12 protein-coding genes are annotated in these 15,695 nt (G+C 59.3%); 6 read left to right on the top strand and 6 right to left on the bottom strand.

Annotation, left to right across the window (positions count from 1 at the left end; genetic code table 11):
* Positions 1–165: 165 nt before the first annotated feature.
* The 5 genes from ACTRWK_RS10095 (at position 166) to typA (ending at position 5,470) form a co-directional block, all read left to right on the top strand.
* Positions 166–1,383 (top strand): NADP-dependent isocitrate dehydrogenase, encoded by a 1,218-nt coding sequence (locus tag ACTRWK_RS10095; protein WP_289081171.1) that lies wholly within the window; start codon positions 166–168, stop codon positions 1,381–1,383.
* 147 nt (positions 1,384–1,530) lie between these two features.
* Positions 1,531–2,139 (top strand): YitT family protein, encoded by a 609-nt coding sequence (locus ACTRWK_RS10090; RefSeq protein ID WP_005853215.1) that lies wholly within the window; start codon positions 1,531–1,533, stop codon positions 2,137–2,139.
* 92 nt (positions 2,140–2,231) lie between these two features.
* Positions 2,232–2,561, top strand: a complete 330-nt coding sequence (locus ACTRWK_RS10085) for a DMT family transporter (RefSeq protein WP_289081162.1) — start codon at positions 2,232–2,234, stop codon at positions 2,559–2,561.
* 114 nt (positions 2,562–2,675) lie between these two features.
* A complete protein-coding gene (locus tag ACTRWK_RS10080; protein WP_289081172.1) occupies positions 2,676–3,548 on the top strand; it encodes a mechanosensitive ion channel family protein in 873 nt (290 codons plus the stop codon).
* A 104-nt stretch (positions 3,549–3,652) separates the two neighbouring features.
* Positions 3,653–5,470, top strand: coding sequence for a translational GTPase TypA (typA, locus tag ACTRWK_RS10075; RefSeq protein ID WP_074635017.1), 1,818 nt, complete (start codon positions 3,653–3,655; stop codon positions 5,468–5,470).
* 180 nt (positions 5,471–5,650) lie between these two features.
* Here the strand turns inward: typA and ACTRWK_RS10070 are convergent, their stop codons facing one another.
* The 3 genes from ACTRWK_RS10070 to recA all read right to left on the bottom strand — a co-directional run bounded on the left by ACTRWK_RS10070 (position 5,651) and on the right by recA (position 9,807).
* The gene (locus ACTRWK_RS10070; RefSeq protein ID WP_009826907.1) at positions 5,651–5,938 is read right to left on the bottom strand and encodes a DUF1330 domain-containing protein; all 288 of its coding nucleotides are present in this window, start codon (positions 5,936–5,938) and stop codon (positions 5,651–5,653) included.
* Positions 5,939–5,941: 3 nt separating this feature from the next.
* Positions 5,942–8,602, bottom strand: coding sequence for an alanine--tRNA ligase (gene alaS, locus ACTRWK_RS10065; protein ID WP_289081163.1), 2,661 nt, complete (start codon positions 8,600–8,602; stop codon positions 5,942–5,944).
* Between the two features lie 134 nt (positions 8,603–8,736).
* A complete protein-coding gene (gene recA / locus ACTRWK_RS10060; protein WP_005853202.1) occupies positions 8,737–9,807 on the bottom strand; it encodes a recombinase RecA in 1,071 nt (356 codons plus the stop codon).
* A 206-nt stretch (positions 9,808–10,013) separates the two neighbouring features.
* Here recA and ACTRWK_RS10055 point away from each other — a divergent pair, with 206 nt between their 5' ends.
* A complete protein-coding gene (locus ACTRWK_RS10055) occupies positions 10,014–10,607 on the top strand; it encodes a gamma-glutamyl kinase (RefSeq protein WP_180827616.1) in 594 nt (197 codons plus the stop codon).
* 12 nt (positions 10,608–10,619) lie between these two features.
* Here ACTRWK_RS10055 and ACTRWK_RS10050 read toward each other — a convergent pair whose 3' ends face one another.
* The 3 genes from ACTRWK_RS10050 to guaB form a co-directional block, all read right to left on the bottom strand.
* A complete protein-coding gene (locus tag ACTRWK_RS10050; protein ID WP_037944129.1) occupies positions 10,620–12,905 on the bottom strand; it encodes an ATP-binding protein in 2,286 nt (761 codons plus the stop codon).
* A 114-nt stretch (positions 12,906–13,019) separates the two neighbouring features.
* Positions 13,020–14,180: an RsmB/NOP family class I SAM-dependent RNA methyltransferase gene (locus tag ACTRWK_RS10045; protein ID WP_037944128.1), complete on the bottom strand. Its 1,161-nt coding sequence runs from the start codon at positions 14,178–14,180 to the stop codon at positions 13,020–13,022.
* Positions 14,181–14,218: 38 nt separating this feature from the next.
* On the bottom strand, positions 14,219–15,667 hold the full coding sequence (guaB, locus tag ACTRWK_RS10040) for an IMP dehydrogenase (RefSeq protein ID WP_289082161.1): 1,449 nt from the start codon (positions 15,665–15,667) through the stop codon (positions 14,219–14,221).
* Between the last annotated feature and the right edge of the window lie 28 nt (positions 15,668–15,695).

Raw genomic sequence — 15,695 nt, 5'->3', positions numbered from 1 at the left:
CCCCTCTACGCATCATCCCCCACCACGCGTGTCACACGCCTGTCGCAGCGCGATGATATGGGCTAAGCCGCGCAACTCTTTTCAGTATACCATTGCATACCGACTAGGCATTCATGCCTGAATAGGCTATGCGGGTGTCAGTATCATTTCAAAGGACCGCAGATGATGACCAAGATCAAAGTGGAAAACCCGATCGTTGAGCTCGACGGTGATGAGATGACCCGCATCATGTGGGATTTCATTAAGAAAAAGCTGATCCTTCCCTATCTCGATGTGGATCTGAAGTATTACGATCTGGGGATGGAGGTCCGCGACGAGACCAACGACCAGATCACCATAGACGCGGCCCATGCGATCAAGGAATACGGCGTTGGCGTCAAATGCGCGACCATCACCCCTGACGAGGCTCGGGTCGAGGAATTCGGCCTGAAAGAGATGTGGCGCTCCCCCAACGGGACGATCCGTAACATTTTGGGCGGCGTGATTTTCCGTCAGCCGATCATCTGCAAGAACGTCCCCCGCCTTGTGCCCGGTTGGACCAAGCCGATTGTCGTGGGCCGTCATGCCTATGGCGACCAGTATAAAGCGACCGATTTCAAATTTCCCGGCAAGGGCAAGCTGACCCTGAAATTCGTCGGCGAAGACGGGACAGAGATTGAACGCGAGCTTTTCGACGCCCCGGACGCCGGTGTCGTGATGGCGATGTACAACCTTGATAAATCCATCATCGATTTCGCCCGCGCCTCGCTGAACTACGGTTTAAACCTGGGCTGGCCGGTGTATCTGAGCACCAAGAACACGATCCTCAAGCAGTATGACGGCCGCTTCCTCGAGCTGTTCCAGCATATCTACGAGACTGAATTCGAAGATAAATTCAAAGCGGCGGGCATTACCTATGAACACCGTCTGATCGACGACATGGTCGCCTGCGCGATGAAGTGGAACGGCGGCTATGTCTGGGCCTGCAAGAACTATGACGGCGACGTGCAGTCAGACACCGTTGCGCAGGGGTTCGGCTCGCTCGGGTTGATGACATCCGTGCTGATGACCCCCGATGGCCAGACGGTCGAGGCTGAAGCTGCCCACGGCACGGTCACCCGCCACTATCGTCAGCACCAGAAGGGCGAGGAAACCTCGACCAACTCCATCGCGTCGATCTACGCATGGACCGGCGGGCTGAAGCACCGCGGCAAGCTGGATGGCAACGCCGAGCTGACACGCTTTGCAGAGACGCTCGAGAAAACCGTGGTGGATACCGTGGAATCGGGTTTCATGACCAAGGACCTCGCGTTGCTGGTTGGCCCCGACCAAGGCTGGCTGACGACAATGGGCTTCCTTGAAAAGGTGGATGAGAACCTGAACAAGGCGCTTGGCGCGCAGTAAGCCGAATGCTTAAAATAAGGGCCATCCTCACCGGGTGGCCCTTTTTCTGTGCACGATCCCCCGCGTGACGTGATGTCATGGCGAAAAATATTATTCTGCACTGCAGCACCCCTAGACAGGTCAACATAGCTGCCCTATCTGGGCGATATGACATATGCTGATCCCCTCCACCATTCTTCGCTAGATGATGTTCAAGGCCTCAGCCTTGGGGTCTTTCTCTGCGGTATCGGAATTTTTGTGCTGACCTCTGCCGGTCTGATCACCGGGCAGACGGCGGGCTTGGCGGTGATCATCGCCTATCTGACAGGCTATTCCTTTGGCACGGTCTTCTTCCTGATCAACCTGCCGTTCTACTTCCTTGCGTATAAACGGCTTGGGGCCGAGTTCACGATCAAATCGCTGATTTCCGTGACCATGCTGTCGGTAGTGACCGAATTCCTGCCCTATGGTTTCGCGATCCAGTCGCTCAGCCCTGCCCTCGCGGCGGTGATCTTTGGCGCGCTGGTGGGTCTGGGGCTGCTGGCGATGTTCCGCCACAACGGGTCGCTTGGCGGCCTTGGGGTGGTGGCACTGCTGGTGCAGGACACCACGGGGTTCAAAGCCGGATGGGTCCAGCTGATCACCGACGCCGTGATCTTTTCAGTCGCCTTGTTCCTGTTTCCAGCCTCTGTCGTGGGCTATTCGCTGCTTGGGGCACTGGTGCTGAACCTGATCATCACCTTCAACCACCGCCGCGACCGCTATATCGCGACCTGATCCGCAGGCGTATAGCACCCAGCACCGCTCTTGACACCGGCCCGTGACCGCCGCAGGACTGGGCCGGAAAGCAGCAACGGGCGCGTCAGGATATGCATTACTTTTGGTTGATGATCGCGATCCTGACAGAGACGTTGGGCACCAGCGCTTTGCAAGCCTCGCAACAGTTTACGCGGCTTTGGCCTTCGGTCGGCGTCGTTGTCTGCTATGCGATTTCTTTCTACCTGATGGGGCTGACGCTCAAAGTGATGCCGGTGGGGATCGTCTATGCGATCTGGTCGGGCCTTGGCATCGTCTGCATCGCGGGCATCGGCTATATCGTGTTCGGACAAAAGCTCGACCTCGCCGCGGTGGTGGGCCTGTCGATGATCATCGGCGGCGTGCTGGTCATCCACCTGTTTTCCCACAGTACGACCCACTAAGGCGCGCTATCTCGGAACCTGCCGCTGCTTTTAGGCGTTAGCGTGTAACGCAACGACCGAAAGTGCCGCATGTTAGACTCACTAAGCTCCGTTTGGGGCACCCTCCCCGACCCTTTGCGCAATCAGCTAGAAGGCTACGCCATCGGGTTCTGGAGCGTCCTGCCGCAGCTTATCCTGTCGATCGTTTTCCTGTGTTTTCTCTGGGCCATCATCCGCATCGTTCAGGCCGTCGTGCCCGGCACCCTGCGCCGCGCCCATATGCGGCGGTCGCTTATTGACGTGATCATGATGCTGATCGTCGTGGGCATGTGGCTCTTCGGGGTGCTGATCGCGGTGACCATCGCCTTTCCCACCATCACCCCCGGCAAGGCACTGACCGCCTTGGGTGTCGGCGGTGTCGCCATCGGTTTCGCCTTCAAGGATGTGTTCGAAAACTTCCTCGCCGGTATCTTGCTGCTGATCCGCGAGCCTTTTGCGGTGGAGGATTACATCGAATGCGAAGGGTTTGAGGGTCAGGTCGAAGAGATCACGATCCGCGATACCCATGTGCGCCAGACCGACGGGCAGCTTGTGGTCGCCCCGAACGCCATGTTCTTCAAGAACCCCGTCACCATCCGTACCGCCCGCGATGTGCGCCGGACCACGGTGATCTGCGGCGTGGCCTACGGCGAGGACGTGGATGCCGCGCGCGACGTGATCGCCAATGCGGTGCGCGGCGTGGATGCGGTACGCGACGACGTGCGCGACGTCGAGATCTTTGCGCAGGAGTTCGCGGATAGCGCGATCAACTTCGAGGTCACATGGTGGACCGGCTCACGCCCCATCGATATCCGCAGCAGCCGTGACAAAGTCGTGGCCGCCGTCAAACGCGCGCTGGATGATGCGGGCATCGAGATCCCCTTCCCCTATCGCACGCTGACCTTCAATGAACCGCTGCCCATCGACGACCGCCGCGACAGCACAGAAGACACAGGCACCGGCGGCTAATCGCCTTTAGGGCTAGCTTTCTGATGCCGGGCACGGTAAGCGCTGCGCAAATGCTGCGGTGCGAGAGCGTGCGCGGCCCCCTCCCGTATCAAAGGCATACCCCAATGGACATGCGTAACATCGCAATCATCGCTCACGTTGACCACGGCAAAACGACGCTGGTTGACGAGCTTCTGAAACAATCCGGCACCTACCGCGAAAACCAGGCCACAACCGAACGCGCGATGGACAGCAACGATCTGGAGCGCGAGCGCGGCATCACGATCTTTGCCAAGCCGACCTCGGTCGTCTGGAACAACACACGCATCAACATCGTCGACACGCCTGGCCACGCCGACTTTGGCGGCGAGGTGGAGCGCATCCTGTCGATGGTCGACGGTGTTGTCCTGCTGGTCGACGCGGCTGAAGGCCCGATGCCACAGACCAAATTCGTGACCTCCAAGGCGCTGAAGCTGGGCCTGCGCCCGATCGTCGTGCTGAACAAGGTCGACAAGACCGACGCCGAGCCTGACCGCGCACTGGACGAATGTTTCGACCTTTTCGCCAGCCTTGACGCGACAGACGAACAGCTTGAATTCCCGCATATGTACGCCTCCGGCCGCTCTGGCTGGGCCGATGCAGAGCTGGACGGCCCGCGCAAAGACCTTAGCGCGCTGTTCGAGCTTGTGCTCAAGCATGTGCCTGCGCCAAAGCAGATCGAAAACGCCGACAAGCCCTTCACCATGCTGGCAACCACATTGGGCGGTGACCCCTTCCTGGGCCGTCTGTTGACGGGTCGCGTGGAAACAGGCACGCTGAAAGCCGGCCAAAGCATCAAGGCGATGTCGCGCGACGGCAAACTGATTGAAAACTTCCGCTGCACCAAGATCCTCGCCTTCCGCGGGCTGGAGCAGACGGCCATCGACGTGGCTGAAGCAGGTGACATCGTTTCCATCGCCGGTATGTCCAAGGCAACCGTGGCCGACACGCTGGCCGATACATCGGTGAACGAAGCCATCCCTGCCCAGCCGATCGATCCGCCCACCATCACCGTGACTTTCGGCATCAACGACAGCCCGCTGGCCGGTCGTGACGGCAAGAAAGTCCAGTCCCGCGTGATCCGCGAGCGCCTGATGAAGGAAGCCGAATCCAACGTCGCGATCAAAATCTCCGACACCCCCGGCGGCGACGCCTTCGAGGTTGCCGGTCGTGGCGAATTGCAAATGGGTGTTCTGATCGAGAACATGCGCCGCGAAGGGTTCGAGCTTTCGATCTCGCGCCCGCAGGTTCTGTTCCAGGAGATCGACGGTGTGCGTCACGAGCCCATCGAAGAAGCCACCATCGACGTGGATGACGAATACTCCGGCGCGGTCATCGAAAAGATCACTGGCACCCGTAAGGGCGAGTTGGTCGAGATGAAACCCGCCGGTGCCGGCAAAACCCGCATCATCGCCCATGTCCCGTCGCGCGGGCTGATCGGCTACCACGGTGAATTCCTGACCGACACACGCGGCACAGGCGTCATCAACCGCGTATTCCATTCCTGGGCACCGCACAAGGGCACGATCCCCGGCCGTCGCGCGGGCGTCCTGATCTCGATGGAGAACGGCACCTCGGTGGCCTTCGCCCTGTGGAACCTTGAAGAACGCGGCAAGATGATGATCGGCGCACAGGCTGACGTCTATACCGGCATGATCATCGGCGAACACAGCCGTGAGAACGATCTTGAGGTGAACCCGCTGAAGGGCAAAAAGCTGACCAACGTCCGCGCCTCGGGCACCGACGAGGCCGTCCGTCTGACCACGCCCATGACACTGAGCCTGGAAGAAGCCATCGCCTATATCGATGATGACGAACTGGTTGAAGTGACACCAAACGCAGTCCGTCTGCGCAAGCGCTATCTGGACCCGCACGAGCGGAAACGGATGGCAAAGTCGGCGTAAACAAAGCGACGCTGGACCGGGGCTTTGCCCCGGACCCCAGGATTTTATACCATTTGGAAAGCGGGGCTGGTTTTGCCCTGCTTTTTTTATGTCTGGCGATCTGTGGGGGGAGGGTTGGTGGGGTCAGCGGCCTCGCTTGGCCGCTGACAAGAACTTGGGTGCGGGGGTGGCCAGCTGGGCTTAGCCGTCGATCTCTACGACCATCAGTTCGCGTTCTGACGCGTCTTTGGCGTGGCTCAGCGCCTCTTGGTAGGCGTCGGAGTTGTAGCAATCGACCGCATCCTCGACAGAGGCGAAACGGGCCACAACATTGCGCGGGCGTTCCTTGCCTTCAAGCTGCACGAAGCGGCCACCACGGGCCAAGAAGCTTCCCCCATGGGCCGCGATGGCGGGGCCAGCAAGCTTGGCGTATTTTCCGTAGGCGTCCTCGTCAGTAACCGTGACATGTGCAATCCACAAAGCGGGCATCGTTTATCCTTTCAGAACATTTTCGGCTGCGGCAATCGCGGCCTCGGCATTTGCGACATCTTTGGCACCACCCTGGGCCATTTCAGGACGGCCACCGCCACCCTTACCGCCCAGTTCGGCAACGACTGTCTTGACGATATCAACCGCCGAGATCGTGGCGGCCAGATCAGCGGTCACACCCGCCGCGACCGCTGCCTTGCCGTCGGCATCAGCGATCAGCAGCACCGCACCGGACCCGAGCTTGGCCTTATGTTCGTCGATCAGCGCGGGAAGATCCTTGCCGGTCACACCGTTGACCACCTGCGCGATGAACTTGATCCCGTTCACCTCGCGCGGGGCCGCGGCACCGGCATCGCCACCGCCCGACATGGCCAGCTCGCGGCGCAGCTGAGCGACCTCGTTGGCCAAGGCGCGGCGTTCGTCCAGCAAGGCACGGACGCGATCGGGCACATCCGCGGTCGAGGTCTTGAGCTCTGCCGCGACGCGGGTCAGCGCGGTTTCCTGCGTGCGCAGCCACTTGAGGGCCTCGGTGCCGGTCAGCGCCTCGATCCGGCGTATGCCGGAGCTGCTGGAGCTGTCGCCCAACAACACAAAGGCCCCGATGTCACCGGTCTGGCGCACGTGGGTACCACCGCAGAGTTCCAGCGAATAGGTCTGCTTGTCCGCGCCCTTGCCCGACCCGGCCTCGCGGCCCATAGAAACAACCCGCACCTCGTCGCCATACTTCTCGCCAAAGAGCGCCTGCGCCCCCATCTCGCGCGCGTCATCCGGGGTCATGATCCGGGTTTCCACGGCGGTGTTCTGGCGGATGTAGCTGTTCACCTCTTCCTCGACCGCGGCCAGTTGGTCGGCCGTCATCGGGTGGTTATGGCTATAATCAAAACGCAAACGATCCGCCGCATTCAAAGAGCCACGCTGCATCACGTGATCCCCCAAGGTCTTGCGCAGCGCCTCGTTCAGCAGGTGTGTGGCGGAGTGGTTCGCACGGATCGAAGTCCGGCGCGCGTGGTCCACATCCAAGACCGCAGCCTGAGAGGTCTTGACTGTGCCCTCTGTCACCTCGCCGATATGGATAAAGACACCCGCGGTCTTGCGCGTGTCGGTCACCGTGACCACGCCGCTGTCGGTCTTGATCGTGCCGGTGTCCCCGACCTGACCGCCACTTTCGGCGTAAAACGGTGTTTGGTTCAGCGCGATTTGAACGGCGTCGCCCTGTTTCACCTCGGCCACCTGCGCCCCGTCCTGGATCAGCGCAACGATCTGCCCCTCGGCGGTTTCGGTGTCATAGCCCAGAAAATCGGTGGTGCCGGATTTTTCAGCCACATCGAACCAAACGGTCGCATCGGCCGCTTCGCCCGAACCGGACCACGCGGCACGCGCCTTGGCCTTTTGCGCATCCATCGCGGCGTTGAAGCCTTCAAGGTCAACCTTGCGGTCCTGTTCGCGCAGGGCATCTTGGGTCAGATCGACCGGGAAGCCGTAGGTGTCATAGAGTTTGAACGCGGCCTCGCCCGGCAGATCGGCACCGGCGGGCAGGCCCTTGAGTTCGTCATCCAGCAGCTTCAGACCGCGGTCCAACGTTTGCTTGAAGCGCGTTTCTTCCAGCAGCAGTGTCTCTGTAATCAGTGACTGCGCCTGCCCCAATTCGGGGTAGGCCCCGCCCATCTGACGCACCAATTCGGGTACAAGGCGGTGCATCAACGGGTCCTTCAACCCCAGCAAATGCGCGTGACGCATGGCCCGGCGCATGATCCGCCGCAGCACATAGCCCCGCCCGTCGTTCGACGGCATCACCCCGTCCGCGATCAGGAAGGAGGTCGACCGCAGGTGGTCGGCGATCACGCGGTGGTGCGTCTTGCCCGGGCCATCCGGATCGGTGCTGGAGGCATGGGCGCTCGCTTCGATCAGGTTGCGCATCAGGTCGGTGGCATAGTTGTCGTTCGTGCCCTGCAGCAGCGCCGCGACCCGCTCGATCCCCATGCCAGTGTCGATCGATTGGTTCGGCAGTGCGGTGCGGCTGCCGTCCTCGAACTGTTCATACTGCATGAAAACGAGGTTCCAGATCTCGACAAACCGGTCGCCGTCTTCCTCTGGCGATCCGGGAGGGCCGCCCCAGATATGATCCCCGTGGTCGTAAAAAATCTCGGAGCATGGGCCGCAAGGGCCGGTCGGCCCCATCATCCAGAAGTTGTCATCTGTCGCGATGCGAATGATCCGGTCGTCCGGCAGCCCGGCGACTTTCTTCCAGATGTCCGCAGCCTCGTCGTCGGTATGGTAAACGGTCACGTAAAGACGGTTGGGATCAATGCCCAGTTCTTTGGTAATCAGCTCCCATGAAAAGGCGATGGCCTCGGCCTTGAAATAGTCTCCAAAGCTGAAATTACCGAGCATTTCAAAGAAGGTATGGTGGCGCGCTGTATAGCCCACATTGTCAAGGTCATTATGTTTGCCCCCGGCGCGCACGCATTTCTGCGCTGTTGTCGCACGCGAATAATCGCGGGTTTCGACGCCGGTAAACAGGTTCTTGAACTGCACCATGCCGGAGTTCGCGAACATCAGCGTGGGGTCGTTTCGCGGCACCAGCGGGCTGGACGGCTGGATCGAGTGACCCTGCTTTTCAAAATAACCAAGGAAGGTTGATCGGATATCGTTGAGCGTCTTCATATGCGGGGCCTTTCGAGGGGCAAAAACAATTACCTTCGAATACCCTCGCGACAGAGCACTGTCCACAGGCAGCCCCCATGAAAAAAGGCGCGCCCTGGGGGCACGCCTTTTCTAACCACTTGCGGTGCAAGCCTTTACGCTTCGAGGATATCCGCGTCGTCGCTGTCGGAGCCGTCGAAGTCCAGCCCATGGGCCGCGCGGATCTTGTCTTCGATCTCATTTGCCATGGCGGTGTTTTCTTTCAGGAAGGTCTTGGCGTTTTCACGCCCCTGCCCGATCCGTTCATCGCCATAGCTGAACCACGATCCCGATTTATCAACCACGCCAGCTTTGACCCCCAGATCCAGCAGCTCGCCCATCTTGGAGATCCCTTCCCCATACATGATGTCGAATTCGACCTGCTTGAACGGTGCGGCCACCTTGTTCTTGACGATCTTGACCCGTGTGGCGTTGCCGACCACCTCGTCACGATCCTTGAGCGCGCCGATGCGGCGGATGTCCAGACGGACGGAAGAATAGAATTTCAGCGCGTTCCCACCGGTTGTCGTTTCGGGCGACCCGAACATAACGCCAATTTTCATCCGGATCTGGTTGATGAAAATCACCATGCAGTTCGACCGCGAGATCGAGCCTGTCAGTTTCCGCATTGCCTGGCTCATCAGACGGGCCTGCACCCCGACAGAGCTGTCGCCCATATCGCCTTCCAACTCGGACTTTGGTGTCAGCGCAGCGACGGAGTCGACCACCACCATATTCACCGCACCGGAGCGGACCAACGTATCCGTGATCTCGAGCGCTTGTTCGCCGGTGTCAGGCTGGGAAATCAGCAGCTCGTCGATATCGACGCCCAATTTGCGCGCGTATTGCGGGTCAAGCGCGTGTTCCGCGTCAACAAAGGCACAAACGCCGCCGTTTTTCTGCTGCTCCGCAACACAATGCAGGGTCAATGTGGTCTTACCCGAGGATTCCGGGCCGTAAATCTCGATGATCCGCCCCATGGGCAGACCGCCGATACCAAGCGCGATATCCAACCCCAACGAACCGGTCGAGCTTGCCTTGATGTCCTGAATGGCCCCTTCGGCCCCCAGCTTCATGATCGACCCTTTACCGAACTGGCGTTCAATCTGTGCCAGCGCGCTGTCCAGGGCCTTTTGCTTCTCAGCTTGTTTCTTGTTGTCCATAGTCAAAAGATCTGCCGTTGCCATGATAGGTTATCCTCTTACTGTCACAGTGGTCTGCAAGCCGCAATCATCATGCCCCGACCATCTTGATGTTCTTTCTATGTTCCATATGAGATCAAAATGAGAACATTACAATGTATTTGTTTGCCCTTTCATCTATTTATTGAACTGATTAACATTCGGTTGATACGCGAAAATTACTATTCGACTGACGAAAGGTTTTCTTTCAAGTGCTTGTTTTCTTTAAGGAACGCCTTGCGTTTTTGTCGGTTCCAAAAACCGGAACCACAGCTTATGAAACCGCTTTGGCCCCCCGGGCGGATATGGTCATTTCTGAACCGCCCATGCTGAAACATGCGCCGGTCTATCGCTACAACCGGTTTATTCGCCCGATGTTTCTGAAAGTCTGTGACACGGAACTTGAATTGATGGCCGTCATGCGCGAACCGATCAGTTGGCTGGGCAGTTGGTATCGTTATCGCCAGCGGCCCTTTATGCAGGGCAAGCCCAATGCCACCTTTGACGTGAGTTTTGATGAATTCATTCTTGCCTATATGAAGGGGAAAAAACCGGGATTTGCCGACGTGGGCAGCCAGCTAAACTTTATGGCAGCGCAACCGAACGGAACGGGCATAACCCATTATTTTCGATACGAGAATCAGGATCGGTTAAAAGGTTTTCTTGAACAAAGGCTCGACGTGACGCTTGATCTGAAACAAGAAAACGTGTCCCCCAAAATGGACCTGCATCTTTCCCCGGAGATAGAGCAACGTTTCAAACGCAAATTCGCAGATGAATTCGCGCTTTACGACTCGATCAAGTAGCGACCAGCCAGCCTATTGGATCTGACTGTTCACAGTGTTCGTCAGCTCCGTCAGCGAAAACGGTTTAGGCAGGAAAACAGAATTGGGAATCGTCATCTGGGCATCGCCGAAACTATCCTCGGCATAGCCAGAGACAAAGACCACAGGCACCCCCGGGCGTGCTTTCAGCGCTTCGCGTACCCAAGTGGGGCCATCCATTCCCGGCATGATCACGTCGGTCACAAAGACATCAATATTAAGGGCTTGGTCCTCAAGGGTTTTTAGTGCCATCTCGGCCGAGTCGGCTTCAAGAACGGTATAGCCGCGCATGCGCAGCGCGCGGCTGGCAAATGCGCGCACCGGTGCTTCGTCTTCGACCAGCAAAACGGTCCCGTCCTCTCTTTTCGATCCGGTCGGGGAAGCGGTTAGTTTCATCGGCGCTGATGCCTCTGCGCCCTTGCTATGGCACGGGAAATACAGGGTGAAGGTGGTGCCTTCCCCGATCGTGCTATCGACGAAAATATAGCCCCCCGACTGTTTCACGATACCGTAGGCGGTGGACAGCCCCAGCCCCGTGCCCTCGCCGGTCCGTTTGGTGGTGTAGAAGGGTTCAAACACTTTTTGCAAACGGTCCTGCGGGATGCCTTCGCCCTCGTCGGTGACCTGAACAGTTACGTATTTCCCGACGGGCACGGTCACCCGATCACGTGTAAGCGGTTCAGCCAGCTGGGTATTTTCTGTCGTGACCTTGATTTCCCCGCCCATGGGCATAGCATCGCGCGCGTTCACGATCAGGTTCATCAGCACCTGTTCCAACTGCCGTTTATCTGCACGAATGGGTTGCAAGATCGGGTCATGGCTGAGCGTCAGGGTCACCGTTTCACCAACCAGACGATTAAGCAAATGGGTCAGGTCGGCGAGCGTGTCACGCATATTGACCGTCTCGGGGCGGAGCGTCTGCTTGCGTGAAAAGGCGAGCAACTGCCCCACCAAAGCCGCAGCGCGGTTGGCATTCTGGTCGATCTGCACCAGATCGCTGTAATCACGATCGCCCGGGTCATGGCGCAGAAGGAGCAGGTCACAGTGGCCAGAAATAGCGGTGAGCAGATTGTTAAAATCATGGGCAACGCCCCCAGCAAGCTGCCCGATAGCCTGCATTTTTTGACTTTGGGTAAACTGCGCCTCCAACGATTTAAGCTCGGTCGCGTCATGTAGCACGGCGATCAGCGTGGGCGTGCCGCCTTCGGAAATCAGGCTTAACCTTATCTGCACAAACACTTCCCGATCGCTGCGTTTGAGCCTGAGGAACTCGGGCTTTTGCAGCAATCTCCCTTCCAGCGTATCTTGCAACCAGTCCGAGATTGATCGTCCCAACCCCTCCATCACGTCGGCAAGCGACACGCCTTCCGTCAATTCCGCGCCCACCAACTGCTCTGCCGGGGCGTTGAAGGACAAAACCTCGCCACTTGGGGCGACTTTGATGAGCGGGATCGGCAGGTTTTGAAGCGCGGACCATCCTGCGTCCTGAAACCGGTCGTTTGCATGGGGCAGAAAATATAGTGCGCGGCGGTTCGCCGAGGCTCCGATCTCGGCGACGGTCATGCATATGGGGCCTTTGGCAGTCTGCACGGTGACCATTTCCCCCGAAGCGATGGGGATATCGCCGATGATCTGATTCAACGCCGTCACGCGCCTGCCGACTAGACTGCGGGCCGCGGCGTTCATGAACAAAATGACGTTCGAGTTGCTGGCCATGACCATTGGCAACCCGTGATCGCTGGTGCCAGCCCCGTTTTCGGACGCGTCCCACAAGGTTTCGAGCCGCCAAAATAGATCTTCCCCCACGCGGTGCGCGGACAGGCGCATGGTGCCGTCACGGGTGTTGATGTCTTCTTTCGCAGCGCCCCCTTCCGTCGCCTTGGCCGCGAGCCGAGACGACAGCGCCTCAGGGTCCGCGAAAAGCGGCGCGAGCAGGTCGGCGATGGTGGGCTGTGCCGGACGCAGAAAGGTGGTTAACGCGACGTTGTTCTGCGCAACGATATCGCCCTCCTTGGTGGTTAGCACACAGGGGTTCGGATCATCAGCCATCGTGGTTTTTGCCGCCGTACGCTGCGCGCGTTGCACCCGCTGGCGGCGCAGCGCGACCACAAAGTTAACCAAGACAGCAAGGCCGACAGTGGCGCTGGCGGCCTGTAGAACGATGGCCAAAGAGCGCGCTGGAGCGATTGAACCAAGGATGGCGGCGAAGATAACAAAGGCTGATAGCACCAGCCAGCGCTTACCAAAGACGATCTGACGAGCCGCACTTTCTTGAGCCAACACTTTCCCCCTAAATCATGAAACCGAGTTCATTTAGACTTAGGAGGGTTAATGTGCTGTTAATTTCGTATCAGGTCAAAGAAAATAACATCTTCAAGTTGTTTCAAAGATCCTTCAACGACGTTTAAAATGTGCCGTGAAAAATCCGTCACCCTGCGCATCTACATGGAAACGCTTGGTAAATACCTGCGTCCAGTCCGGGTTCCGCGCCAGAAACGCCGCGGCCCGATCTTCGTTTTCAGATTGCAGAACCGAGCATGTCGCATAGGCCAGCGTCCCGTTTTTGGCGGTCAGCGTGGCGGCGTGATCCAGGATTTTATCCTGAATTTGTGTCAATTCTTCCAGACGACCGGCTGTAAACGTCCACTTGCCTTCGGGCGACCGGCGCCACGACCCGCTCCCCGAACAGGGAGCGTCACATAGAACGACGTCAAAGGGGCCTGCCCCGTCCAATTCATCGGTTGTCACCTGTCTGACGGTTACACCAGCGCGGTCTGCGCGCGCGGGCAGGTCGACCATTCGGCGCGGATCGATGTCGTGGGCAAAGACAGTCGCATCGCGCCGCGCGGCCATTGCCAGCGCCTTGCCGCCGCCACCTGCGCAATAATCAAGCATCCGTTCAGCTTCGGGAAGCGCTGCCACAACCGCTTGGCTGGCCGCATCCTGAAGTTCAATATCACCGTGTAAGTAGCTGTCAGAGTTGCGAAGTTTCCGCTCCCCTTCAGTCACCGTCAGGGCGGTGGTGCAAAGGTCATTCGTGCGTGTTTCGATGCCGGCTTCGGCCAACGCCTCTGCCACATCCGCGACCGTTGCCTGCGCCGTATTCACCCGGACAGAGATCGGTGCCCGCGATTGCAGAGCCTGCGCGACAGCTTCGGCGTCTGCCCCAAGCGACGCCTGAAACAGCGGTATGATCCAGTCCGGCAGGTTCCACAGGGTCGCCATATCACTTGGCGCGTCGGGGGTCGTGGCCTCTGCGTCCGACAACGGCAGCGGCGCGTGACCTTGCCCGTTGAACAGCGGCGCAAGGTCGATGCCTTGCGCCCGCAAGACGCCAATCATCAGCGCCCGCCCCGTGTCACCCCCCCCAAGGTGCGCGGCCAGCCGCCGCTGCCGCAAGACATCGAACACATGATCGCGCACCGCAGCACGGTCCTTGGACCCTGCATAGCGGCTGCCACGGGCCCAACGGGTCAAGGCTTGCTCCGCCGGGACGCCGTCCGCCATTGTGTTCAAAATCTCGATGGCGGCAGAGATGCGCGCGCCGGGGGTCATGCTTGGGTCACGTAGATTACGCCTTTGATTTAAGGGATTTACCCGATGCGGTAGTTCGGGCTTTCGCGGGTGATCTGCACATCATGCACGTGGCTTTCAGACAAACCCGCGTTGGTGATCTTGACGAAAGTGCAGTTCTTGCGCATTTCTTCGACCGTGGCGCAGCCGGTATAGCCCATGGCCGCACGCAGACCGCCGACCAATTGGTGCACAACGGCATTGGCAGAGCCTTTATACGGCACCTGACCTTCGATCCCCTCTGGCACCAGCTTGTCCGATGCGGCGTCTTTCTGGAAATACCGGTCGGCAGAGCCGCGCGCCATGGCGCCAAGGCTGCCCATGCCACGGTAGCTTTTGAAGCTACGGCCCTGGTACAGGATCACCTCGCCGGGGGATTCATCGGTGCCCGCAATCATGCTGCCGACCATCGCGCAGGACGCGCCTGCCGCAATCGCCTTGGCGAAATCACCCGAGAACTTGATCCCGCCGTCAGCGATGATAGGCACATCGCCAGCGGCTTTGGCGCAATCCATGATCGCCGTCAGCTGCGGCACGCCGACGCCAGCCACCATGCGGGTGGTGCAGATCGAACCGGGCCCGATGCCAACCTTAACGGCATCCGCCCCCGCATCGATCAACGCGCGGGTCGCGTCCCCTGTGGCGACGTTGCCGGCCACAATCTGCACGTCGCTCGACAATTCACGGGCACGGCGCACCGCCTCTGCCACGCCGGCGGAATGGCCATGCGCGGTATCGATTACGATCATATCAACACCCGCCTCGACCAATGCTTGCGAGCGTTCATAGCCCGCGTCGCCGACAGTCGTTGCCGCGGCAACGCGCAGACGGCCAAGGTTGTCTTTGCAAGCGGTGGGGTTCAGCACAGCCTGTTCGGTGTCTTTCAACGTCAGCAGGCCCGTCAGCTTGCCCTTGGCGTCGGTGACCAACAGCTTCTCGATCCGGCGCGCCTTCATCAGGCTGATCGCCTCGTCGCGGTCGGCGGGCTCTTGCAGCAGCGCCAGATTGTCGGAGGACATCATCAGGCGCACCGGCGTGGCATCATCAGAGGCAAAGCGCATATCGCGGTTCGTCACAATGCCCACAACGCGGCCTGCTTCATCAACAACAGGGAAGCCCGTGACACGGTAGCGTTCCTGTAGCGCCTTGGCATCAGCCAGCGTCTGGTCGGGGCGCAGGGTGATCGGGTTGTAGACGATGCCGGATTCAAACCGTTTGACGCGGCGCACTTCCTTGGACTGCTCGTCGATCGTGAGGTTGCGGTGAATGACCCCCATGCCCCCCGCCTGCGCCATGGCAATCGCCATGCGGCTTTCGGTGACCGTATCCATCGCAGAGCTGAGCAGCGGAATGTTCAGCGCGATCGATTTGGTAACGCGGGTCCGCGTGTCAGCCGTAGACGGCAACACGTTGGATGCCGCAGGCACCAGTAGTACATCATCAAAGGTCAGAGCCTCACGAATCTCCATTTTGCACCTCGGCTTGCATGGGTTCATT

Source organism: Sulfitobacter sp. G5_S2_6_S6 (assembly GCF_054968505.1).
This window is presented reverse-complemented; position numbering and strand designations above follow the sequence as displayed.